Source organism: Vallitalea sediminicola (assembly GCF_054408565.1).
This window is the reverse complement of the sequence record NZ_BTPT01000009.1, coordinates 88,252-112,127: the sequence shown is the minus strand read 5'-3', so window position 1 is coordinate 112,127 and position 23,876 is coordinate 88,252. Positions and strand designations below refer to the sequence as shown.

The following is a 23,876-nucleotide window of genomic DNA, read 5'->3' as shown; positions in this document are numbered from 1 at the left end:
GGAGAATCTAATCATGCAAAAGTTAAACCTTCAACAATTAGAAACAAAGCTATGGGACTGTGCTAATGTCCTAAGAGGAACACTTAGTTCAGCTCAATACATGGATTATATCTTTGGGATGATGTTTCTTAAGAGAATGAATGATCAATTTGATGTAGAACAGACATCGATTAAGAAGAACAACCCAGATCTACCAGAGGAATTCTTAAAAGAAATGTTGGAAGATGCAACTTCATATGAAACATTCTTTGTACCAGAACAATCACGATGGGAAAAACTTAAGAATCTTAATTTGAATATTGGACCAGAGCTTGATAAAGCTTTTAAAGCCATTGAAGATGAACCTAAGAATGTTGAGTTAGTAGGTGTACTTACAACGGCTAATTACAATGATAAAGAGCGTGTCCCTGATGCTAAGTTGAATCAACTACTACAGATATTTGATAGTATGAATCTATCTAATGAAGGATTAGAAAAGCCAGATATCCTTGGTGATGCTTATATGTACTTGCTTAAGCAATTTGCTGATGATGGTGGTAAGAAAGGTGGAGAGTTTTATACACCTGAAGGCATCAAAGAAGTTATGGTTAAAGTGCTTCAACCTGAAGAAACAGATACTATTTATGATCCGACTTGTGGTAGTGCAGGATTTTTGATTAGTGCTATTGAATATGTTAAAGCTAATGGTGGAAATTATAAGAATGTTCAGGTATTTGGTCAAGAGATTAACTTGTCTACATGGGCTATAGCAAAGCTAAACGTATTACTTCATGATGCTAAAGGATCTACTATCTGGAAAGGTGATACCATTCGTGAACCTAAGAATACGGAAGGTGCGATATTAAAGACATTTGATAAAGTTATTGCAAATCCCCCGTTTTCATTGAAGAACTGGGGTATTGAGTTTGCACAGAACAATTCTTATCATCGTTTTAACTATGGAGTAGCTCCGAAGTCATATGGTGATTTTGCTTTTGTTGAACATATGATTGCATCACTAAATAGCAAAGGTAAGATGGCGACAGTTGTACCTCATGGTATTCTATTTAGAGGTGGTTCGGAAGGTAAGATTCGTAAAGCAATTTTAGAAGATGATTTGTTTGAAGCTATTATAGGTTTACCAACAAACTTATTTTATGGAACGGGTATACCAGCGGCTATATTAGTACTGAATAAGGACAAACCAATAGAGAAAAAGAATAAGGTACTGTTTATAGATGCCAGTAATAGCTTTGTTAAAAATGGTAATATGAATGAACTTAGTGATGGTGATATTAAAGCGATTATTGATACCTATGATGGTTATGAATTTGTAGATAAGTATGCAGAAGTTATTGATATAGATACTATTAAAAAGAATGAATATAATCTTAATATCAGTCGTTATGTAGATACAACTGAACCAGATCCAGAAATAGACATCAATGCTGTAGCCAAGAGAATTTCTGAACGAGAAACTAAACTAGAAAAATCAAGAAATCAAATCAACGAGTTCATGTGTGAACTTGGATTTGAAAATATATAGGTGGCGTTATGAGAGAAATATCAAATACTCCACTAAATTGGAGCTTTGTAAAAATTGATGATGTATGTGAGAGGAAATCAGGCCATACTCCAGATAAGAAAATTGATGAGTATTGGGGTGGGAGTATTCCATGGATTTCGCTAAAGGATTTGAACAAGTTAGACAAACTCTATATAAGCAATACAGTTGATTATACGACAGATGAAGGAATAAATAATTCTTCGGCAGTTCTATTGCCAGAAGGAACTGTAGTGGTTTCAAGGGATGCTAATGTTGGTAAAGTTGCTATTACAACTCTACCAATGGCTACAAGTCAACATTTTATAAATTACATATGTGGTGAAAAGTATAACAATATATTTTTGTATTACTTATTGTTAAGTAAAAGGAATCTATTCAAAAGAATTGCTGTTGGTAGTACAATAGTAACAATTGGAGTCGGTTTTTTTAAAGAACTGAAAGTGCTTCAACCTCCACTCGCAGAACAAAAGAAAATAGCAAAAATTCTATCCACAGTGGATAATCATATTGATGAAGTGGATGGCATGATAGAAGATCTAAAAGAACTTAAGAAAGGTCTTATGCAAAAGCTTTTGACTGAAGGTATAGGACATAAAGAGTTTAAAGATAGCCCTGTTGGGAAGATTCCTGTAGAATGGAAGGTTAAGAAGCTCCGGGAAATCGTTAAAATATGTTATGGAAAAGATCAAAAGAAGGTTATAGATTATAATGGAAAATACTCAATATTTGGTACTGGTGGGGTTATTGGTAGAACGAATTCATGGTTACATGACAAACCATCTGTATTGATAGGACGGAAAGGGACAATTGATAAACCAAGGTATATTGATGAACCATTTTGGACAGTTGATACTTTGTTTTACACGATTGTAAAAGATGATTATTTAGCGAAATGGTTATACTATGCAATTTCAAATGTTGATCTTAATCGTTACAATGAAGCAACTGGTGTACCAAGTTTAAGTATTGGTAATTTGAATAATATAAAATTTTCAGTGCCTACTATGGAGGAACAGATAGCTATAGTAAGAGTGATAGATTCTTTTGAAGAGAGAATTGAAATTCAAGAAAATAAGCATGAGGACCTGAAAAAAGTGAAAAAGGGTTTAATGCAGAAACTTCTAACAGGAGAGTTGAGAGTGGAAGTCAATGAGTAGATTACAAGGACCACTAAAAGAAAATTTTGATGCTAGAATTCGTAGTTCTCTTGAGTTAATGAAAAGAGGAGAACTGGGGGAGTGTTTTTCAATATTATCGAAGCAATTGTATGCAGTAGCAATTTTGGAGATAGATAATCCACATGATTTGGATGAGGATTCAATATTATATCATTATGAACTAGTGTTTAGACTAGTCGAGAAATTTAGAATGTATGAAAGCTTTGAATTTGTTATGCATTTTATTGCGGTTGATCTTTATTTTCAGGGACTCGGACATAAAGATGCAGATATTATGTTTCATGAAGATTTGACTAGATTTAATTCATTGTTACTTTCATACGTAAAAATGGTTACAACAGGAGCTTATGATCGAGTTATTAGATTTGATGTAAGTGGTTATGAGTTTAATAATCGACTGTATTTGCCAGATGTATATAACTTGATATATGAATTGTACAGTGTTAAATTTGAGATTTCGAAGAATAATTATGTAATTGAAGAACAATATGAAGAGAGTATGAAAGATATTTTAGCGTTTAAGACATTGAATGAGTTATATGAAAATGCAGAAGGTGTTATTACTGAGAGTATCTTAGACGATGTTAGAAATACTAACAATAAGTTGAATGTTGAAAAGATTATTCGGAAATATAAGAATCAAATCCAGGGTAGCGGTAAGACTAATGCTATAAAAAATGTTACTGGAAGAATTGAAGACTTCATTCATAATTTTGTCTATCAATATTTTATTCAAGAATTTAATTCAAGTTATGTGTTTTCGGAGCTTGCAACTACAAATTTTAGGTATGACCTTTTTATTTCAAGTAGAGATGAATTGAGTGTAGTAATTGAGTTAAAGGTATTTAGAGATGGTAGTTGTTCAGTGAACGAAGCAATTGAACAAACAATAGGGTACTTAGAGAATGGCAAAGCTGAAGTTTTAAAAAGACCATTAGACTACGGTGTTGTATTGGCATTTAATGCGACGGGAAAAGAACTGACTGCTTCTAAATATGACATAACAAAGAGTCATGATATGTTTTATATAGATCAAAATAATCGAGTTATCATCTGTGAAATAAAAATGTAGGAAGGGGACATTATGTCGTATCTTGGTAATGAATTAACTTTAGTTGAACAACCTGCAATAGATTACTTAGTTAAAAAGCTTGGTTATCAATATTTAGATGGCAGACAACTTACAGCTGAAATAGGACAACGAGAAACTAATCGTGATGTCATCTTAGTAAAGCAGCTTGAATCAGCTATTAAACGTCTGAATCCATGGATAAACAATACCCAGTTGCATAAAGCTATCTTTACAATAACCAAAGCAGATCAACTCGGAACATCCTTAATAGAAATTAATGAAAAGATTTATAACATGATTGTAAACCTAGAGTATTCATTGGAACAAGATGTTGATGGTTTAGGTAAGAAGCAATTCAATACAGTGAAATTCATAGATTTTGAAGATATTGTAAACAATGATTTCCATGTTGTTTCCCAAATGAAGATAAAAGGTGTTAATCAGAACTGTATCCCTGACTTAATCATTTATATTAACGGAATCCCAATAGTCGTTATAGAGTGTAAATCTCCTTTCAAAGAATTAGAATCTAAAGTACGACTAGGTAAGAAAGATGCCTATGAACAACTTAGACGTTACATGAACCTACGTGGTTCAATAGAAGACGAAGGCGTTGATAAGTTATTTCATACCAACTTCATTACAGGTATCTTTAATAAGTACCATGGTTACGTAGGAACTATCAGTTCTAAATATAACCACTACTTAGAATGGAAAGATCCTTATCCAGTTAAGAAAAGTGATCTTGAAGATATAGAGAACAACGGACAGAACTTATTTATTCAAGGAATCTTAGAAAAAGAGAACCTTTTGAAGATCATGGAACACTTCATCTTATTTGAAGTTGAAGGTGGAAAGAAGATTAAGAAGGTAGCTAGGTATCAACAGTTTAGAGCAGTTAATAAAGCTTTAGACCGAATTGCTATGGGTAAAACACCATTAGATCGTGGAGGTGTTATCTGGGCAACACAAGGTAGTGGTAAGTCATTATCTATGGTTATGTTAGCTAGATTAATTAGAAGAACAGAAAGTATTAAGGATTCTACTATTGTAGTTATAACAGATAGAGTAGATCTTGATAAGCAGATATATGATACTTTTAGTCGTATCTTCCCTGAATTAACTTCAGCAGCTAAGAACGAAGATAAGTTATTGGTGAGGGCAACATCAGTTACAGAGATGAAGTCTCTTCTATCTAAAGCACAGTCTAAAATCATCATGACTACAATACACAAATTCCAGAGTAAAAATTCTGATAAAGCGGTATTTGATGATGAAGTGACTAAGGAGACTTTGTTTTTTGAAGAAGAAGTAGAAGTCCTATCAAATAAGAGCAATATTATCGTTATGACAGATGAAGCACATCGTTCCCAATATTCATCCTTGGCCATGAACATGAGACATTCATTACCTAATGCTGCTTTTATAGGTTTTACAGGAACACCTATTGAAAAAGATGATAAGGATACCTATAGAACCTTTGGATCTAAGATAGACCAGTATACATTGTCAGAAGCAGTTAATGATGGTGCCACAGTTGGTATTCTATATGAAGGTAGAAAACCTGAACTTCAGATCAAAGTAGACACATTAGAGGATATGTTCAGGACTTCCTTTGCAGATAGATCAGAAGAAGAACGTGAAGCCATTAAAGATAAGTATGCGAACAAACAAGCTATAGCAGAAGCCGATGAACGTATTGATGAGATAGCTAAAGATATATTGAAACACTATAAAGAAAACATTTATCCAAATGGTTTTAAGGCACAGATTGTATGTGTAAGTCGAAGAGCTTGTGTGAAGTATTACAACGCCTTCAAGGAGCATATGAGTGAGTTCTTTGAAGATCCTATAGAGACTAAAGTTATTTATAGTTGTGATAACAATGAAGAGCCAATGTTAAAAGACCACCGTACAACTAAGCCCGAACAAGATGCTCTAATTGATCGATTTAAGAAGCCTATTAAAGACGATAGGTTATGTATGCTTATTGTTAAAGATATGCTATTAACAGGGTTTGATGCACCTATAGAACAGGTTCAGTATTTAGATAGACCTCTTAGAGAACATACTTTACTTCAGGCAATAGCAAGAACCAATCGTACCTATGTTCAAGAACGAGAAGTGTTGAATGAAGAAGGTGTCATGGAATCCCAGTCTTTTGCTAAGAAGTACGGATTCATTGTAGATTACTATGGCATTACACATCATCTTGAAGAAGCACTAAAAGTGTTTGATAAGACAGATGTAGATGGTCAGATGGAAGATCTAGATGCTATCTATAATAAAATGCAGGATTACAAGCAAGCAGTACTTAGAATGTTTGTTGGTGTTAATAGAAGAGATCTAGATGCTGTCATGAGAGTCATAGAACCAGAGAACAAACGAGCAGAGTTTGAGATGGCTTATAAGCGGTTTGCATCTACTTTAGAAGCTCTAATGCCAAACCATGTAACTAAAGATGATATCAACGATCTTAAGTGGATGGCTTATGTAAGAGCAGGAGCAAAAGCAAGGTTTGAACCAGGAACAGTTATAGATATAGCTGACTGTGGTGAAAAGGCTAGAGCGATTATATCGGAACATCTTAAAGCACAAGGTGTTATCCAATGGATTAGACCAATATCATTAGTTGATAAAGACTTCCAAGATAAGATGGATACCTTTAAGTCAGATGAAGCAGTAGCATCTAGTATGGAACATGCTATAAGGCATATCATCACAGTTAATATGGAAGATAACCCAGTGCATTACACATCACTGTTAGAGAAGTTACAACAGCTTCTAGATGAAACGAAACTTAGTTGGGAAGAACGTAGAGCCCAGTTACAAGAGTTCATTAACCGTGAAATAGAACTAGGTGAAGAAGATGAAGCACAGAAGTTAGGATTCACATCTAAGAAAGAATATGCTTTCTATCTGAAGATAAAAGAAATACTTAATGAAGAAGAACCTACCTCTAACAAAGTAGCAGAAACTTCTGGCGAGTATCTATCAGATTCAGATGTTGATCAATATAAGAACATGACGTTAGATGTCGTGAAGACAATACAGGATAACCGTTTAGATGGCTTTGAAGTTAATGTTGCTAAAGCAGCTGAAGTTGAAAGAGCTATTCAACAAGTATTGGTAAAGAACCATAATACAGTTGGTTATGCGAAGATCAAGAAGTTGTTAACGCCATTGATGGATCTTGCTAAGAGACATTTTGCAAGTGCTAAAGAATAAGTCATGGAGCGTGATAAGATGAAATTTGAATATGGAACACAAACCATTGAGTTTGATGTTAAGTATAGTGATAGAAAGACTATTGAGATTGGTGTAGAAGCTCCAGCTGTAGTGAAGGTAGTAGCTCCTAAAGGTTTAGCTGATGATATGATACTAGATAATGTCAGGAAGAAAGCCAAGTGGATTGTAACAAAGTTATTTGAGATAAGAGAAGTACAATACCTTAGAGCACCGAAGGAATATGTTAATGGAGAAGCCTTCCTCTACTTAGGCAGGAACTATTCATTGCAACTTGAATTAGTTGAATCAATAAAGAAACCATTAGCAAAGCTCTATCAAGGGAAGTTCATTATAACAACTTCGACTAAAGATCAAGATATATTAAAGAATGCTATGGAAAAATGGTATCGCATAAAGACACTAGATAAAGTATTGGATAAGGTAACATATTTTCAAAAGTACTTTGATATAGAACCAAAAGACATAAAGGTAAAAGAACAAAAGAAACGTTGGGCAAGTTGTACAGCAAAACGTGAACTGATGTTTAACTGGAGATGTTCAATGGCCCCATCATGGGTGTTTGATTACATCGTGGTACATGAGATGTGCCATATGGTTTACATGAATCACTCTAAAGAGTTTTGGGACTTGTTGGAACGTATCATGCCTGATTATGAGAAGAAGCGTGATTGGTTAAAGGTACATGGTGTTAAGTTAGAGTTATAAGTAAATAAAGATAAAGGGTATTATGGCAGTATTAAATATGAGATAGTGGAACACATAGGCGTTCTATCAGAGAATGGTAAAGGATGGAAGAGAACTCAATCTGATCAGCTGGAATGAACGCGAACCTAAGTATGATATTAGGGAGTGGGATGAGGAACATGAGAAGATGAGTAAGGGTGTTACGTTGAGTAAGGATGAGTTAAGCAAACTAAAGAGTCTAATATAAATACAAGGGGAGTGTCAAATGATATCAAAAAATTTACTTGAGAATATGAAAGAGGAACTTATTGAAGCATATGGACCTTCAGCAGAGTTTCGTGAGGGACAGGAAGAAGCTATAGCTGCGGTTTTAACAAAGAAAAGAGCTTTAGTAGTTCAAAAAACTGGATGGGGAAAAAGTTTGATTTACTTTCTTAGTACAAGGATACTAAGGATAAATGGATCAGGACCTACAATAGTTATAAGTCCACTTCTAGCTCTGATGAGGAACCAAATTGACTCAGCTGAAAGATTTGGACTAAGTGCGGCTACGATTAATTCAGCAAATATTGATGAATGGGATGAGATAGAAGAGGATATCGAAAATGACATGGTTGATATCTTATTTATCTCACCTGAAAGATTAGCAAATGAAAGTTTTAATGAAAAGATTTTGCCTAAAATTACTAGTTCCATTGGTCTTTTGGTAATTGATGAAGCACATTGTATATCCGACTGGGGACATGATTTTAGACCGGATTACCGAAGGATTATAAAGATTATACGTTTCCTACCTCCTAATGTACCTTTATTGGCAACAACAGCAACAGCAAATAATAGGGTTATTGAGGATGTAGCTGAACAAATTGGTGATGATATATTAATCCAAAGAGGTGGTTTAGTTAGGGAATCAATAGCTATTCAGATGATTTCGTTAAAGTCTAAGGAAGAAAGGCTTGCATGGTTGGCTAAGAATATACCAGACATGAGTGGTACAGGGATAGTATATTGCTTAACTATTAATGATTGTAAAATGGTAAGTGATTGGTTACAAGAAGTTGGAATTGAAGCTTATGCGTATCATTCCAAAATAGATATTGATAGGAGGCATGAATTAGAGTCAATGTTTATTGACAACAAAATGCAAGTTCTGGTTGCAACAACTGCTTTTGGTATGGGGGTTGATAAACCAGATATAGGTTTTGTGGTTCATTTTCAAAGGCCAGCTAATATTGTATCATATTACCAGCAAATTGGACGTGCGGGAAGAGCAATCGACAAGGCTTATGCAATCATGCTTGTTGGTCAGGAAGATAATGAAATAAACAAGTACTTTATTGATTCAGCTTTCCCTACTTTTAAAGAGATGGATAAAGTGGTGCGTTTGCTTGAGAGTCACGATCATTTGAGGCTTTATGAAATAATGAATAAATTGGACTTTCAAAAAGGTAGACTCGATAAGTGCCTTAAGATTCTTTTGATAAATGGAGATATATATAAGGATGGAGGTCTTTACTATAAGTCGGCTACATCATGGAATCCTGATATGAGTCAAGCAGAAGCTATTACAGCCATGAGATATGATGAGCTTAAGAAAATGGATGAACTTATTGGTACAGAAGAATGCTATATGAAGTTTATTGCGAAAGAACTCAATGATGATAGTGCAGAGGAGTGTATGAAATGCAGTAACTGTCTATGGGAAGAACTGTTTAGTTGTGATTTGACTGAAAGTGAAGTTACACATGCGAGTAGGTTTGTAAAAAGTCAGTTCTATTCAATAGAGCCTAGAAAGAAATGGCCATCGGGTGTTCGTCAATGTGGTTCTAATAGAATAGCAGAGGAGCATAGATATGAAAAAGGAATTGTTTTAAGTAATTATGGTGATGTAGGTTGGGGAAAGATTGTTAAAAAGAACAAGTATACTGACAAGCATTTTGATGACCAATTAGTTGAGGCATCTGCTGAATTGCTTAAGGGTCAAATAAACAAGTGGGGGATTACATGGGTTACATCAGTTTCTTCATTGAGACATCCAGAGCTGGTTAGAAGTTTTGCATATCGACTTTCAGAGAAGCTTAACTTACCCTATTTTGATTCAATTGAAAAGTTGAATAATTCGAGACAACAGAAAGAACTTCAAAATAGCCATAGTCAGTACAGTAATGCATACGATAGTTTTGCTATAACAGAAGTTTATGAAGGAAATGTATTGCTAGTTGATGATATGGTTGATTCAAGGTGGACATTAACTGTATGTGCATATAAATTATTAGAACAAGGATCTGGAGAAGTATATCCATTTGCATTATCAAATTCAGCCGGATCAAAAGGAAGTGATTAGATGTATAGTGAAAATGCGTTAGTTACAATATTGATGTGTAGTCATATAGATGCAAAGAAAGGTGGGTTTCAACCATTTACTGCTTTAGAGTGGAGTAAGCTTGTTATAAAGATAATAGGTACTGACCTTAAAGAACCATCTACTTTGCTAAGGCTATCAAAAGAAGAGATTGAAGAACAATTACAAATAGATTCAGGGGAGGCAGAAAGAATTCTTAAACTGCTATCAAGAGGTGCTAACATGGCATTTATTCTTGAAGATTTAGAAAGAAAAGGCATTAAGGTTGTAACAAGAAGTGATGGGAATTATCCAAGTAGATTAAAATCGTTGCTAAAGAAACAAGCACCTCCTCTATTCTATTATGCAGGAAACTTGGATCTACTAAACTATAAAAGTATTGCAATAGTTGGCTCAAGGAATATTGACAAAGAGGATGAGAATTTTGCTTATTCCTTAGCGAAGAAGGCATCTGATGAAAGGATTGTTGTTGTTTCAGGAGGAGCAAAGGGAGTTGATAGTATTTCAGAGGAGGCGGCACTTCAGAATAATGGAGTTGCAGTTTCGGTCATAGCTGATTCACTAACAAGGAAGATAAAGAAGAAAAGTATTCGTGATGCAGTAATAGAAGGAAGATTGCTAGTTATGAGTGCTATTAATCCTGATGCACCCTTTTCAGCGGGAAGTGCTATGAGTCGCAATAAGTATGTTTATGCTCTATCGATGTCTGCATTTATTATCGCATCAGACTTTAATAAAGGTGGAACGTGGTCTGGAGCAGTTGAGAATTTAAAAAATGATTGGGTTAAGTCATTTGTACTTGAGTCAGATAAACATAATGGAAATATTGAGCTTATTAGAAAGGGTGTTAGGCCTATATCGGATTTGAATGATTTTACCCTTGTTGATCTTATCAACTCTGAAAAAGATATCTATAAGCAAGTGAATGTCTTTGAGGTTTCTTCTGAAATACAAGAAGAGAACGGAGCTTATTCACAGAAAATAGCAGGGAAGGTTGAAGAGAGTGATTCAACAAGTCCATTTGATCTTTATTACAGTTTTATCGATAAGTTAGAGGGATTGCTTTCAAATCCAAGATCTTTAGAAGATATAATGGGTTATTATAAAACAAATAAGTCTCAGACAGTGATTTGGTTAAACAGAGCGTTAGATGAGGAGTTAATAACTAAAATGGTTAAGCCTGTTAGGTATATGTTTAACAAGTAGATACCATTAGATATTAGAAGTAGTTAAGGTTGTTCTGTGTTATAATTAAGGTAAGATATATGAATTAGTAATAATACGAATAAAAGAAGGTGAATTGATGAAGATATTTGTTGCTGGTCCGAGAGCTGTAACAGAGCTAAGTGGGACTATAATCAGTCGAATAGATAATATAATAAAACAAGATTTTGAAATACTAGTTGGCGATGCAAATGGTATTGATTCAGCAATTCAAAAAGAGTGCTTTAATAGAGGGTATAAATTAGTTAAGATATATGCAACAAATGGTTCAGTGAGAAACAACATAGGTAAATGGAATGTTGAATGCGTAGATGTACCTAAGAAGTTAAAAGGTTTTGAATATTACGCTGCCAAAGATTATCAAATGGCAATTGATGCAGATTATGGCTTTATGATATGGAATGGTAGGAGTAAAGGCACTTTGAACAACATGATTAATCTATTGAAGTTTGATAAGATGGTAATGTTATATTTCATTCCAGATGGTAAACTGTATAAAATTAGCAATATTAATGGATTGAATTTTTTAGTGGATCAATTAGATAATGATGTAAAAAATCTTTATGAGAAGTTTCTTAAAAAAACAGAGCAGCTAACATTGAGTTTATAAAAAGTGGACGTGATACTATAAATTCATCTAACTGGGAGTAACCTCATAAAATACATGAAATCAGTGTACAAGAGGTTATTGAAAACAACGAGAAAGCACCATAGAAACTCTTCCATCAAAGAGTGGGAGTAGTAAACAAAAATGTTATAAGTGTTGAAAATACTAGATTTACTACATCTGAGATAGTGTGGTGACAGCCTTTGAAAAGAGAGTCTTTATTAGAAGCTCTCTTTTTTAGTTAAAAGTTATGAGAAATCTTAATATGTAGACTTAGTTTGCACTATTCATAAATTCCATCTTTGGTTAGTCATCCCTAAATGATTACTTAATTCTACTAGCGTAACATTTCTTCTTTTTAATAAAATACGGATTTTCTCATCCAGCATTAAATTATCTGCTTTGGTATTGCATCACTTAATGATGGATGTTATTAGTGATAATTATTATGCATAAAAGAAAAAAACAGGAATATATTATGAGTGTAATCAAATATGAGTTTACTCATAATTTAAGGAGGATATATGGATCATAATAAAAAGATTAGATGGGAATATGAAGGAAAACCAGATTGTATTAATGGAACTGGTTCGTATACTGAAGAAAAAGTATTAGGTTATATTGGTGGAGCTTTGTTGCCAGCAATAATGATTTTTCAGTTAATAACAGGATATATACAGTGGAATATTATTCAGATTGTAATTGGACTTTACTTTGCACTAGATCTTGGAGGAGGTTTAGTGAGTAACGCTCTAAATTCTTGTAAGAGGTATTATGACACACCTATAAAGCCTGAAGAGAAAGGATTTGTTGGTGCTGTGAAGAAATTGCCAGTATTTATAGCAATGCATGTTCATCCTTTGGTTGTAGGATTATTATTTAATGATATGAATTGGACATATGCTTTTACTTGGTATGCTGCATTTCTAATTTCAGTCTTTATAGTATATAAAACACCCTTATATTTAAAAAGAGCAGTAGGGAAATTACTTACTATGATTGCTATTGTCGCTAGTATATACTTATTTACACCAGTTCCAGGATTTGAATGGTTTATTCCTGTTTTGTTCATGAAAATTATTACTGGTCATATGATCCCAGAAGAGCCTTATGATAAGTAGAGAGTGATTGATGTAGACAGTTAGAACAATAAATTTTGTATTCTTTTTAACATGTATAAATGAAAATGAAAGTGGATTATCTATTTGGAGGAAGACAAGATGGGATTAAGAGAAAAGAAGAAACAAAGAACTAGAAAAGCAATACTAGATTATTCAAAACAAAGATTTATAGAGGATGGGTATAAGAAGGTAACAACAGCAGAAATTGCTAGTGCATTAGAAATAGGTGAAGGTACTATATTTAATTATTTTAATTCAAAAGGACAATTATTTATAGAATGTTTAGTAGAAACAGTTAAAATGGAAAACTATAACTTTAATTCAATTACAATAATGAATGAAGAAGATATCGTAAAAGAAGTAGTGAATTTTATAGAAGCTTATTTAAATTCTTTTAAAAAGTTAGATAGCTCTTTGTTAAAAGAGTATATATCCGTTTTATATGATGTTAGTAATCGTGTTAAATCTAATGAATGTGTTATGCAATTTATTGATGAATTTTTTTTAACACTATTAAATAAATTATTAGATTCATTTAAGACTTTAGAGTGGTTTAATATAGATATTGATAATGAAAATATATCATTATGTGTTATGGGTTGCATAATAACTCAGTTTACTTTTTATGTTTATGATGAAAGTTATACTTATGAACATATGATCACTAAAATACAAAGGCTAGTGTCTCTAATTTTACATGGCAATATACTCAAATGTTAATTATTCATTGAGTTATTTATGGATAATAAAATTGTTGCACCGCTGATGAGACAATTAAGATGGGTTAAGTTAGTAATGGTATAATTTATACAAGAAATTCTTTCTAAAAAGATAAAAATAAAGAATCTAGGAGGCGAATATGAGTAATATTAGTAAAACAAATTTAATGAAGTAATTATAAGAATTAAAGCCGCCAGAAATCGTGCTTTTTTAAAAGTAAATGAAGAACTAATTTCACTATATTGGTCATATGATTAGTTTGAAACTAGAAATTTCAGAATAGGGCAAGAAAGTTATAGATGACTTAGCCTTCTTAATAAAAAATAATTACCCTGAAATTAAAGGTTTTACTAGAAGTAATTTATACAGAATGAAACAATTTTATGAAATATATAAAGATAATGAAACTGTCGCACCACTGGTGAGACAATTAAGCTGGACAAATAATTTACTAATTTTATCTAAAGTTAAAACAATAGAAGGAAAAGAGTTCTACATTAAATTATCTATAAAGGAACATTATTCTAAAAGGGAATTAAAGAGACGAATTGAAAGCTCAGTAATCCGCTTTTGTTCCTAGCGAAAAGTATTTAATTTCGTTAACGTAAGTTGTGTTTATTTCTTCTATAATTACATTTGATTTAAGTTTTGCCTTTAAATATGAGTTGCAATAATCCATATAGAACTTTTACCTATGTTAGAAACACTATTAGTAAGTATCTTAAATGCAGATATTGAGCTTAGTTAGTTGAGATATTAATTATTTCTTGAATTAATCTTGAAGATTTTTTTGCCTTTGAAGCTAGGAATTCAAAAGCAAATATTTTATATTTACAATCACGATTATTGCAATACATTTTTCTATTATGAATAATTATGATAGCCATTTTAGATTGTAGTGGCAAATATGAAAACTACGATAATAATATGTATGTAGATTTTTGATTTTTCTCCACAATAAGGAAGTATTCAGGTTTAAACTATTTGATTTAAATCTTATTTTTATTGTATCTCCTTCTATCTTATGATTAACATACTCTAAGTTTTTATGTAGTAATTTTATAATTTCATCTATACTTAAAAATCCTTTGCTTATTTAATTAGTGACATTATATAATATATTCCAAAAATAAACTAACTAACTTTGGAAAGAAGCATTTTAATGTTGATATGTACAACCGTAAAAAAATTACGGCAAACCCTTGTGCAATTTTATTTTATTGTATATAATATATAGTGAAAGAAGGTGTAAAGGTATGTTAAAAACTTTTAAACTGAAGAACTATAAAAATTTCAAAGAGTGGATTAAGATTGATTTTAGTAACATTGGTGGCTACAAATACAATGAAGACTGTTTGACTAATCAACTTATTAGTAAAATGATAATATATGGTAGGAATGCAACAGGTAAAACTAATTTAGGTAAGGCGATATTTGATATTAAGAATAATCTTTATCCACGTGCTTTTTTTAGGAGGTCTGATGGTGTTTACTTAAATGCTGATACACATAACGAATTTGCAGAGTACATTTATACGTTTAAATTTGGTGTTGATGAGATCGTATACAAGTATAAAAAGAATTCTGAAATGAAGCTATATGATGAAGAACTTATTCTTAATGGGAAAAAAACTTTTTACTATAATTTTGAAACTAAAGAATCGAATTTTGATAACTTGAAATATCTAGATGCAGATACTATAAATATAGAGAGATTTACCAAGGCAATGAATTCTTCTGACGTTGAGGATGATAACAATCAAACTATCTCATTTTTAAGATGGTTGATTAATAATTCTGCATTAGCAGTGGATTCGGTGCTATTAAAACTAGATGGATTTATTAAGAGTATGTCTATGATAAGTCTTAATTCTTCAATTAGCCGAGTTCCAAGAAGAATGAATGAGTCATTTTATGATTCACTAGCTAATAAGGATGCTTTGAAAGATTTTGAGGATTTTCTAAACATTATGGGAATTGAATGTAAGCTAGTAATTAAGAAATTACCTGAAGGTGAGCATCAATTATATTTTAAACATAATAAGTTGGTTCCTTTTTTTGAGAATGCATCTAGTGGAACATTAGCGGTAACTGAACTATACCGTAGGTTTGAAGTGAGGAAGACAGCATCAATTATGTATCTGGATGAATTTGATGCATACTATCATTATGAGATGTCAGAAAGAGTTATAGAGTACTTTAAGAAGAAATATCCACGTTGTCAAGTAATTTTAACTACACATAACACTAATTTGATGAATAACAGGATAATGCGCCCAGATTGTTTGTTTATTCTATCGCAAAAAGGTAATCTAACTTCCCTAAACAACGCTACAAATCGCGAGCTGAGAGAAGGGCATAATTTGGAAAAAATGTATATTAGTGGAGAGTTTGATAAGTATGAATAATTATGATTGGTTATCACAACGACATCGAAATCGTCATTTATTTATAGTTGAAGGAAATCATGAGAAAAATGAATTTATACGACAATTGTTAATATGTTTTCCAGAGATTGATATAAGCATAGATAATGTTATAATATATGGCACCAATATTTATCAGCTCTATCAAGATATTGAAATCAATTATCCTGGTAATTGGTGGGAACAAGATGTTGATTTACCTATGATTGTAAGTCGGAAGAAGAACTATGAAACTTTTTATAAAAATGATTTTACCAATGTATTAATCATATTTGACTATGAGCATCATGATCCAAATTTTTCAGAAGATAAAATAACTAAAATGCAGCGCTATTTTCATGAAGTAACTGATGTAGGACAGCTTTACTTGAATTATCCTATGATTGAATCATATCAGGATTTTGATTGTATACCTGATAGCACCTTCATGAATAAGAAAGTATCTGTTACCATGCAGACAGGAGCAATTTATAAGAATTCCATAACAGGCAAATATGTTGAAAAAATGATTGCTATGCCAAAAAAAATCAAAGAGATTTTATTAGATAGATTTTCTTTTAAAGATGTTGATAGATGTGAAAGCTGTGTTAGAAGGATTTTATCCACAAAAAATTCTATTAATTTGAGAGAAGATATAGGAGATATACTTTTAGAAGACTTAGTTTCAAGTAATTTGGTTACAGCAAAGTACCAGATTGCACATAAATTGAATGAAGTTTGCTTGATTAAAGAAAATGAGTCGTATTTTATGTCTATGAGAAAAATATTTCAGTATATAGTAAAGCAAAATATTTTGAAGTCTTATAGAATTCAGATGGGGACAAGTGAGTTAGAGCCGAATTATGCTAGTGAAATTTATTATAATATTGATTTTAATGTGATTCTAAGTAAGCAAAATGAACTCAGCAATGATATATTAACTGGATATATATGGGTGTTAAATACTAGTATGTTATTTGTGCCAGAATATAATATTGAATTAATGAATTAATTAACGGAGTTTTTATTTTCCTTGGACATATAATATCTATTATACGAAATCTAACTATTTGAATTATACCTACGAAAATGGATTTTGCTAGAGTGGTTAAAAAAGTTTAAGTTAAAATACAATTGTTGAAGTAAGAATAGATAATCAAAATCAGTAAAACCATGGTTTTAGTTGTTTAGTGAGATTTAGTGTTTGTTTTGACTCTAAGAATATTTTGTGGACTATAATGTCTTCTGAAAAAGTGTAGTTAAATAATTGGTTGAGTTCACTGATATTATTTAAAAGAATTGATTGCCCCAAATAATATAAGTAAAATAGCTAGAAATAATATAAAAAGTAATAAAAGACTAAATGAATAAGTTTAGTCAAAGATGCAATCTATTGAGTGAAAATAAATCATTTTCCTAAAACCATCAAAAGTGGTTATGACCTAACCCAAAACAACGGATAGTCTAACCACTTTCACAACTAATCCCTCACAACACATTCAATCATCCCCCACATAACTGCACCCCTCCATACCCCCTCTATTTCTACCCAATCAGACAAATACCAAGAAAATAACTTCCCAACCTACAAAAAACCCGAATATTTATCCCGAAATAACAAAAAATATTCGGATTTATATTGACATGGAAAATTTTCTCTGATAAAATAAAGTTTGTAATAGAATATCGGATGGAGGGTTAAAGATGGAAAGATTCTTTAAACTTAAACAAAACAATACCAATGTAAAGACTGAAATATTTGCTGGTATTACTACTTTCATGACAATGGCATACATATTAATTGTTAATCCAAGTATATTATCTGGATTACAAACAGCTGACGGATTCATACCTACTGGAATGGATAAAGGTGCTGTATTTACTGCAACTGCATTAGCAGCAATTATTGGTACTTTAATAATGGCATTAGTAGCTAATTATCCATTTGCACTTGCTCCAGGTATGGGACTTAACGCATTCTTTGCTTTTACTGTAGTTCTTAAGATGGGATACAGTTGGCAAGTAGCTTTAACAGCAGTATTTGTAGAAGGTATCATTTTCATAGTTTTAACATTCGTTAATGTTAGAGAAGCACTATTTAATGCGATACCGATGAACCTCAAATATGCAGTTAGTGCAGGTATCGGTTTATTTATCGCTTTTATAGGATTACAAAATGCAGGTATAGTAGTTACTGACCCTGCAACATTGGTTACACTTGGTGATATGACTTCAGGAGCAGTAATACTTGCTGTTATCGGTGTTTTAGTCACTGCAATATTAGTTGTATTAAAAGTTAAAGGATCAATATTAGTAGGTATCTTGATTACTTGGGTACTTGGAATGATAGCAGAAGCTGTAGGAATTTTTGAACCAGTATTTAGTGTAATTCCAACAGATATTTTCTCAGCACCTCCTAGTATATCCCCAATAGCCTTCAAATTTGATTTTAGCGCATTAGCATTAGCTAACTTCTGGGTTGTTGTTTTCTCATTCCTATTCGTTGATTTATTTGATACATTAGGAACTTTGATAGGTGTTTCTAGTAAAGCAGGATATCTTGATAAAGATGGTAAATTACCAAAAATCAAACATGCATTATTTGCAGACTCAGTTGCTACAGTAGCTGGAGCATGTTTAGGAACTTCAACAACAACAACATATGTTGAAAGTGCATCAGGAGTAGCTGATGGTGGTAGAACTGGATTAACATCTTTAACAACAGCAGTATTTTTTGCACTTGCATTATTCTTCTCACCAATATTACTTTCAGTTCCAGCATTTGCAACTGCACCAGCATTAATAATTGTTGGATTCTATATGATAGAATCTATTGCTAAAGTAGATTTCACTGATTTAACAGAATCTATACCAGCATTCTTAACAATTTTAGTTATGCCTTTATCATATAGTATTTCAGAAGGTATTGTATTTGGAGTAGTTTCATATACAGTTATTAACTTATGTGTGAAGAAGGGTAAAAAAGTTCACCCAATCATGTATATACTTTCAATACTATTTGTGTTAAAATACATATTATTATAAATTAAATAATACCTCTGTATGACTGGCGGAAGTGGGAGTACCCACAGGGAGTACAGAATTATAATTATGCCGACCGCCTGGGCAATAGACCGTTAAGACGTCTATATGCTCAGGCGGTCTTTTATTATATTACTAATTATAGAGAGGATTAGATAAAATGAAACAATGGCATAATTTTAAAGAGGGTATATGGAAACAAGAAATTAATGTAAGAGATTTTATTCAAAAGAACTATAATCCTTATGAGGGCGATAATAATTTTCTAGAAGGACCTACTAAGAGGACTAATGAACTCAATGAATACTTCAAGGGACTAAAAAAAGAAGAATTGGACAGAGGCGTTCTAGATATTGATACAAAAACGGTATCATCCTTGTTGACTTTTGAACCAGGGTATATTGATGAAGATAAAGAAATCATAAAAGGGTTACAAACTGACAAACCTTTGAAGAGAGCAATCAATCCTTTTGGTGGAATTCGTATGACTAGAAATGCTTGTCAGGCATATGGTTATGAAGTAGACGAAAAAGTAGAAGAAGAATTCAAATATAGAACAACCCATAATGACGGTGTTTATCGTGTTTACTCAGATGAAATGAAATTAGTAAGAAAGACAGGTGTTATTACAGGGTTACCTGATGCATATGGTAGAGGTAGAATAATAGGAGACTATCGTAGAGTCGCTCTATATGGTATCGATTATTTAATACAGCAGAAACAATTGGATAAAATAAAATATAGCAATGAAATAATGTCAGATGAAAATATTAAGTTGCTTGAAGAACTATATAGACAAATAGATTTCTTGAATAAGCTAAAAGAAATGGCAGAAATGTATGGGGATGATATCTCACTCCCTGCTAAAAATTCTAGAGAAGCAATACAATGGATATATTATGCATATCTTGGAGCTATAAAAGAGCAAAATGGTGCGGCAATGTCTTTAGGTCGTATCAGCACATTTATAGATATCTATATTGAAAGAGATTTAGATAATGGTATAATTACAGAAGTGGAAGCACAAGAATTAATTGATGATCTAGTGTTGAAATTACGTATGGCAAGACAGCTGAGAACACCTGAATATAATGAGCTTTTTGCAGGGGACCCAATGTGGATTACAGAAGTGATTGGTGGTATGGGTGAAGATGGTAGAACATTAGTTACCAAGAGCTCATACAGATTTATCAATACTTTGTACACTTTAGGCTCAGCTCCTGAACCTAATATAACAATTCTATGGTCCAAAGAATTACCTAATGATTTTAAAGAATTCTGTGCGAAAGTATCAATAGACACTGATTCCATACAATATGAAAATGATGATTTGATGCGTTCACGATATGGTGATGATTATGGTATAGCATGTTGTGTATCAGCTATGAAGATCGGAAAACAGATGCAGTTTTTTGGAGCAAGATGTAATATGCCAAAAGTCTTGTTAATGGCATTGAATGGTGGTAAAGATGAAATAAAAGGCATTCAGGTAGGACCAAAACTGAAACCAATAGAGGGAGAAGTTCTGGTTTATGAAGAAGTAATGGAACGTTTTGAAAAATACCAACAATGGTTATGTAATCTATATGTAGGTACTATGAATGTAATACATTATATGCATGATAAATATGCTTATGAGAAACTTCAAATGGCTCTTCACGATACACAGGTTGAACGTACTATGGCTTTTGGTATGGCTGGGCTATCTGTAATGGCGGATTCTCTTAGTGCTATTAAATATGCTAAAGTAATACCTATACGTAATGATGACGGATTGATTGTAGATTTTAACATTGTAGGGGACTATCCAAAATACGGTAATGATGATGATACGGTAGATAGCATTGCAAGTGAATTAACAACAGGTTTTATTGATGAAATAAAAAAACATAAGACTTATAGAAATTCTACGCCATCATTATCTATCCTAACTATTACCTCCAATGTTGTTTATGGTAAGAAAACAGGTTCTACACCTGATGGAAGAAAGCAGGGGCAACCTTTTGCACCAGGAGCTAATCCAATGCATAATCGTGACCACAAAGGTGCATTAGCTTCACTTAACTCTGTGGCCAAGATTCCATATGATAGCTGTCTAGACGGTATATCATGTACTTTCTCTATTCAGCCTAAGACATTAGGTAAAAAGGACAATGAACAAATAAAAAATCTTGTCAGCATCTTGGATGGTTATTTCTATCAAAGCGGGCATCATATTAATGTTAATGTATTAGATAGAGAAAAATTAATTGATGCAATGGAACATCCAGAAAAATACCCTAACTTGACTATAAGGGTATCAGGGTATGCAGTTAATTTTAATAGATTAAGTAGAGAACAACAGGAAGAAGTTATTAATAGAACTTTTCATGGCAAATATTAAAACTTAGCTTCCGTAAAATATAAAATTAAAAGGAGATTAGAAATATGAAAAGAGCGTTAATCAGTGTTTCAGATAAAGCAGGTATAGTAGAATTTGCTAAAAAGTTAGTAGAGCTTGGAGTTGAGATTATCTCAACTGGTGGAACTGCAAAAAAACTTATTGAAAACGGTGTGAAAGTAATCGGTATTTCAGATGTAACAGGATTTCCAGAATGTCTAGATGGAAGAGTTAAGACACTTCATCCGAGTATTCATGCTGGATTACTTGCAATGAGAAGTAACGAAGAACATATGAAACAATTAGAAGAATTGAATGTTACTCCTATTGATTTAGTAGTTGTTAATCTTTATCCTTTTAAACAAACTATCTTAAAAGATGGAGTAAGTAGAGAAGAAGCTATTGAAAATATTGATATAGGTGGGCCAACAATGCTTCGTTCAGCAGCTAAGAATTTCCAAGATGTTGCTGTAGTAGTAGACCCAGAGGATTATGATACAGTATTAAAAGATGTTGAAGAAAAAGGCGAAGTATCATATGAGACAAAATTCTATTTATGTTCTAAAGTATTTGAGCATACTTCACATTATGATACATTAATAGCTAACTATATGAGAAAACAAAGAAATGCTAATGATTATCCAGAAACAATAAGTATGACCTTCGAGAAAGTTCAAGATATGAGATATGGTGAGAATCCACATCAAAAAGCGGCATTCTATAAAGAAGTAGGTAATACAAAAGGATGTCTTACTAATGCTAAGCAATTACATGGTAAAGCATTATCTTTTAACAATATCAATGATACTAATGGAGCACTTGAATTATTAAAAGAATTTGATGAACCTACTGTTGTAGCTTGTAAACATGCTAATCCATGTGGAGTAGGTAGTGCAGATAATATCTGTGATGCATATATAAAAGCCTACAAAGCTGACCCGGTTTCAATATATGGCGGAATTATTGTAGCGAATAGAGAAATTGATAAAAATACAGCAGAGGAAATTAATAAGATATTTGTTGAGATTGTAGTTGCGCCAAGTTATAGTGAAGAAGCAATTGAAGTACTTGCTCAGAAAAAGAATATTAGAGTACTTATATTAGAGAATATATTACAAAAACAACCTGATACAGCATATGACCTTAAAAAAGTAAGTGGTGGATTGCTTATACAAACAATAGATAATGAGTTATTACCAAATGATCTTGAAGTTGTAACAAAAGCTAAACCTTCTAAAGAACAAATGGAAGATTTGAAATTTGCTTGGAAAGTTGTTAAGTTTGCAAAATCTAATGGTATAGCTATTGGAAAAGACAAGATGTCTCTTGGCGTTGGACCTGGACAAGTTAATCGTATATGGGCTTGTAAGCAAGCTATTAGACACGCTATAGAACATCTAGGAGTAGATTCGTTAAAAGGTGCAAGCCTTGCATCAGATGCTTTTTTTCCATTCCCAGACTGTGTTGAAGAAGCTGTAAAAGCTGGAATTACTTGTATTATACAGCCAGGTGGTTCAATAAGGGATAAACTATCTATTGAAGCTTGTGATAAATATGGTATTGCTATGGTATTTACTGGAATGAGACATTTTAGACATTAATATAATATAATAAAAATTATATGAAAGCATTTAAGAGAGGTAGTATATCTTAGATGCTTTTTATATATATAGAATTGGCTGAAAACTTTTGGTTGACAAAAATATACAATATAATTAGGATATATGTAATGACATAATTTTTAAGGAGGAAAGATATGAATAAAAAAATCGGCAGACCTACTAACGATCCAAAACCTATTAAAATTACAGCTCGTATTAATGAGGAGACACTAGGAATTCTAAAAGATTATTGTGAAAAGAATAGTATAACCCAAGCTCAGGGTATTAGAGATGCACTAAATTACCTGAAAAATAAATAATAGAAGTATTTTAATTTGAAAAAATAGCATAATCAACACTTATTATAATTAGAGTAAAAATAAGGACTTAGTTTACAAAATGTGTCGAATTATAAAGATTATATTCTTGACTTTCGTAACCAAAAGTCATATACTACTTGTATTGGACACAAAAAGGAGGTGTGGAATGTCTAATAAAAAGATGGGCAGACCTACTACAGACCCAAAACCTCATAGTTTACATGTGAGAGTTAATGAGAAAGAACTTGAAACTCTTGATAAGTATTGTGAGAAAAATAATAAGACAAGGGCTCAAGGGGTTAGAGATGGTATTAATGCCCTAGAAGACAAATAAGAGAAGTGGCGTTCTACCCAACAAGTAACAA

18 protein-coding genes, 1 pseudogene and 1 riboswitch are annotated in these 23,876 nt (G+C 32.3%); all 19 genes and pseudogenes read left to right on the top strand.

What is annotated here, in order from left to right:
• The first annotated feature begins 13 nt into the window (after nt 1-13).
• The 19 genes and pseudogenes from ACX6CF_RS04110 (at nt 14) to ACX6CF_RS04020 (ending at nt 23,845) form a co-directional block, all read left to right on the top strand.
• Nucleotides 14-1,525, top strand: a complete 1,512-nt coding sequence (locus tag ACX6CF_RS04110) for a type I restriction-modification system subunit M (RefSeq protein WP_458784031.1) — start codon at nt 14-16, stop codon at nt 1,523-1,525.
• An 8-nt stretch (nt 1,526-1,533) separates the two neighbouring features.
• Entirely contained in the window at nt 1,534-2,703 is a 1,170-nt protein-coding gene (locus tag ACX6CF_RS04105; protein WP_458784030.1) for a restriction endonuclease subunit S, read from the top strand.
• Nucleotides 2,696-3,796 carry a hypothetical protein gene (locus ACX6CF_RS04100; protein WP_458784029.1) on the top strand — a complete coding sequence of 367 codons (1,101 nt, stop codon included), beginning with the start codon at nt 2,696-2,698 and terminating at the stop codon, nt 3,794-3,796. Before ACX6CF_RS04105 ends, ACX6CF_RS04100 begins: the two co-directional genes overlap by 8 nt.
• A gap of 12 nt (nt 3,797-3,808) precedes the next feature.
• Nucleotides 3,809-7,024 carry a type I restriction endonuclease subunit R gene (locus ACX6CF_RS04095; protein ID WP_458784028.1) on the top strand — a complete coding sequence of 1,072 codons (3,216 nt, stop codon included), beginning with the start codon at nt 3,809-3,811 and terminating at the stop codon, nt 7,022-7,024.
• Nucleotides 7,025-7,042: 18 nt separating this feature from the next.
• Nucleotides 7,043-7,750: a M48 family metallopeptidase gene (locus tag ACX6CF_RS04090; protein ID WP_458784027.1), complete on the top strand. Its 708-nt coding sequence runs from the start codon at nt 7,043-7,045 to the stop codon at nt 7,748-7,750.
• Nucleotides 7,751-7,780: 30 nt separating this feature from the next.
• Nucleotides 7,781-7,976: pseudogene (locus ACX6CF_RS04085) on the top strand (YdbC family protein).
• Between the two features lie 18 nt (nt 7,977-7,994).
• Nucleotides 7,995-10,073, top strand: coding sequence for a RecQ family ATP-dependent DNA helicase (locus tag ACX6CF_RS04080; RefSeq protein WP_458784026.1), 2,079 nt, complete (start codon nt 7,995-7,997; stop codon nt 10,071-10,073).
• 33 nt (nt 10,074-10,106) lie between these two features.
• A complete protein-coding gene (locus ACX6CF_RS04075) occupies nt 10,107-11,297 on the top strand; it encodes a DNA-processing protein DprA (RefSeq protein WP_458784025.1) in 1,191 nt (396 codons plus the stop codon).
• Between the two features lie 97 nt (nt 11,298-11,394).
• Nucleotides 11,395-11,925, top strand: a complete 531-nt coding sequence (locus tag ACX6CF_RS04070) for a hypothetical protein (RefSeq protein WP_458784024.1) — start codon at nt 11,395-11,397, stop codon at nt 11,923-11,925.
• A 521-nt stretch (nt 11,926-12,446) separates the two neighbouring features.
• Nucleotides 12,447-13,043 (top strand): hypothetical protein, encoded by a 597-nt coding sequence (locus ACX6CF_RS04065; protein ID WP_458784023.1) that lies wholly within the window; start codon nt 12,447-12,449, stop codon nt 13,041-13,043.
• Nucleotides 13,044-13,142: 99 nt separating this feature from the next.
• Nucleotides 13,143-13,763 (top strand): TetR/AcrR family transcriptional regulator, encoded by a 621-nt coding sequence (locus tag ACX6CF_RS04060; RefSeq protein ID WP_458784022.1) that lies wholly within the window; start codon nt 13,143-13,145, stop codon nt 13,761-13,763.
• 295 nt (nt 13,764-14,058) lie between these two features.
• Entirely contained in the window at nt 14,059-14,343 is a 285-nt protein-coding gene (locus tag ACX6CF_RS04055) for a DUF1016 N-terminal domain-containing protein (RefSeq protein ID WP_458784096.1), read from the top strand.
• 676 nt (nt 14,344-15,019) lie between these two features.
• A complete protein-coding gene (locus ACX6CF_RS04050) occupies nt 15,020-16,171 on the top strand; it encodes an AAA family ATPase (protein WP_458784021.1) in 1,152 nt (383 codons plus the stop codon).
• The gene (locus ACX6CF_RS04045) at nt 16,164-17,180 is read left to right on the top strand and encodes a hypothetical protein (protein ID WP_458784020.1); all 1,017 of its coding nucleotides are present in this window, start codon (nt 16,164-16,166) and stop codon (nt 17,178-17,180) included. The genes ACX6CF_RS04050 and ACX6CF_RS04045 overlap by 8 nt, the downstream gene beginning before the upstream one ends.
• 692 nt (nt 17,181-17,872) lie before the next feature.
• Nucleotides 17,873-19,213, top strand: coding sequence for an NCS2 family permease (locus ACX6CF_RS04040; RefSeq protein ID WP_458784019.1), 1,341 nt, complete (start codon nt 17,873-17,875; stop codon nt 19,211-19,213).
• Between the two features lie 8 nt (nt 19,214-19,221).
• Nucleotides 19,222-19,303: riboswitch (ZMP/ZTP riboswitch) on the top strand.
• A gap of 67 nt (nt 19,304-19,370) precedes the next feature.
• Entirely contained in the window at nt 19,371-21,593 is a 2,223-nt protein-coding gene (gene pflB / locus ACX6CF_RS04035; RefSeq protein WP_458784018.1) for a formate C-acetyltransferase, read from the top strand.
• A 44-nt stretch (nt 21,594-21,637) separates the two neighbouring features.
• On the top strand, nt 21,638-23,191 hold the full coding sequence (gene purH, locus ACX6CF_RS04030; protein WP_458784017.1) for a bifunctional phosphoribosylaminoimidazolecarboxamide formyltransferase/IMP cyclohydrolase: 1,554 nt from the start codon (nt 21,638-21,640) through the stop codon (nt 23,189-23,191).
• 155 nt (nt 23,192-23,346) lie between these two features.
• Nucleotides 23,347-23,511: a ribbon-helix-helix domain-containing protein gene (locus ACX6CF_RS04025; protein ID WP_458784016.1), complete on the top strand. Its 165-nt coding sequence runs from the start codon at nt 23,347-23,349 to the stop codon at nt 23,509-23,511.
• Nucleotides 23,512-23,677: 166 nt separating this feature from the next.
• Nucleotides 23,678-23,845, top strand: a complete 168-nt coding sequence (locus tag ACX6CF_RS04020) for a hypothetical protein (RefSeq protein WP_458784015.1) — start codon at nt 23,678-23,680, stop codon at nt 23,843-23,845.
• Nucleotides 23,846-23,876: the final 31 nt, after the last annotated feature.

Coding starts and splice junctions, on each gene's coding strand:
- ACX6CF_RS04060 (WP_458784022.1), top strand. CDS start 13,143: ATGGGATTAAGAGAAAAGAAGAAACAAAGAACTAGAAAAGCAATACTA.
- ACX6CF_RS04110 (WP_458784031.1), top strand. CDS start 14: ATGCAAAAGTTAAACCTTCAACAATTAGAAACAAAGCTATGGGACTGT.
- ACX6CF_RS04065 (WP_458784023.1), top strand. CDS start 12,447: ATGGATCATAATAAAAAGATTAGATGGGAATATGAAGGAAAACCAGAT.
- ACX6CF_RS04090 (WP_458784027.1), top strand. CDS start 7,043: ATGAAATTTGAATATGGAACACAAACCATTGAGTTTGATGTTAAGTAT.
- pflB (WP_458784018.1), top strand. CDS start 19,371: ATGAAACAATGGCATAATTTTAAAGAGGGTATATGGAAACAAGAAATT.
- ACX6CF_RS04095 (WP_458784028.1), top strand. CDS start 3,809: ATGTCGTATCTTGGTAATGAATTAACTTTAGTTGAACAACCTGCAATA.
- ACX6CF_RS04045 (WP_458784020.1), top strand. CDS start 16,164: ATGAATAATTATGATTGGTTATCACAACGACATCGAAATCGTCATTTA.
- ACX6CF_RS04025 (WP_458784016.1), top strand. CDS start 23,347: ATGAATAAAAAAATCGGCAGACCTACTAACGATCCAAAACCTATTAAA.
- ACX6CF_RS04105 (WP_458784030.1), top strand. CDS start 1,534: ATGAGAGAAATATCAAATACTCCACTAAATTGGAGCTTTGTAAAAATT.
- ACX6CF_RS04050 (WP_458784021.1), top strand. CDS start 15,020: ATGTTAAAAACTTTTAAACTGAAGAACTATAAAAATTTCAAAGAGTGG.
- ACX6CF_RS04080 (WP_458784026.1), top strand. CDS start 7,995: ATGATATCAAAAAATTTACTTGAGAATATGAAAGAGGAACTTATTGAA.
- ACX6CF_RS04070 (WP_458784024.1), top strand. CDS start 11,395: ATGAAGATATTTGTTGCTGGTCCGAGAGCTGTAACAGAGCTAAGTGGG.
- ACX6CF_RS04020 (WP_458784015.1), top strand. CDS start 23,678: ATGTCTAATAAAAAGATGGGCAGACCTACTACAGACCCAAAACCTCAT.
- purH (WP_458784017.1), top strand. CDS start 21,638: ATGAAAAGAGCGTTAATCAGTGTTTCAGATAAAGCAGGTATAGTAGAA.
- ACX6CF_RS04100 (WP_458784029.1), top strand. CDS start 2,696: ATGAGTAGATTACAAGGACCACTAAAAGAAAATTTTGATGCTAGAATT.
- ACX6CF_RS04040 (WP_458784019.1), top strand. CDS start 17,873: ATGGAAAGATTCTTTAAACTTAAACAAAACAATACCAATGTAAAGACT.
- ACX6CF_RS04075 (WP_458784025.1), top strand. CDS start 10,107: ATGTGTAGTCATATAGATGCAAAGAAAGGTGGGTTTCAACCATTTACT.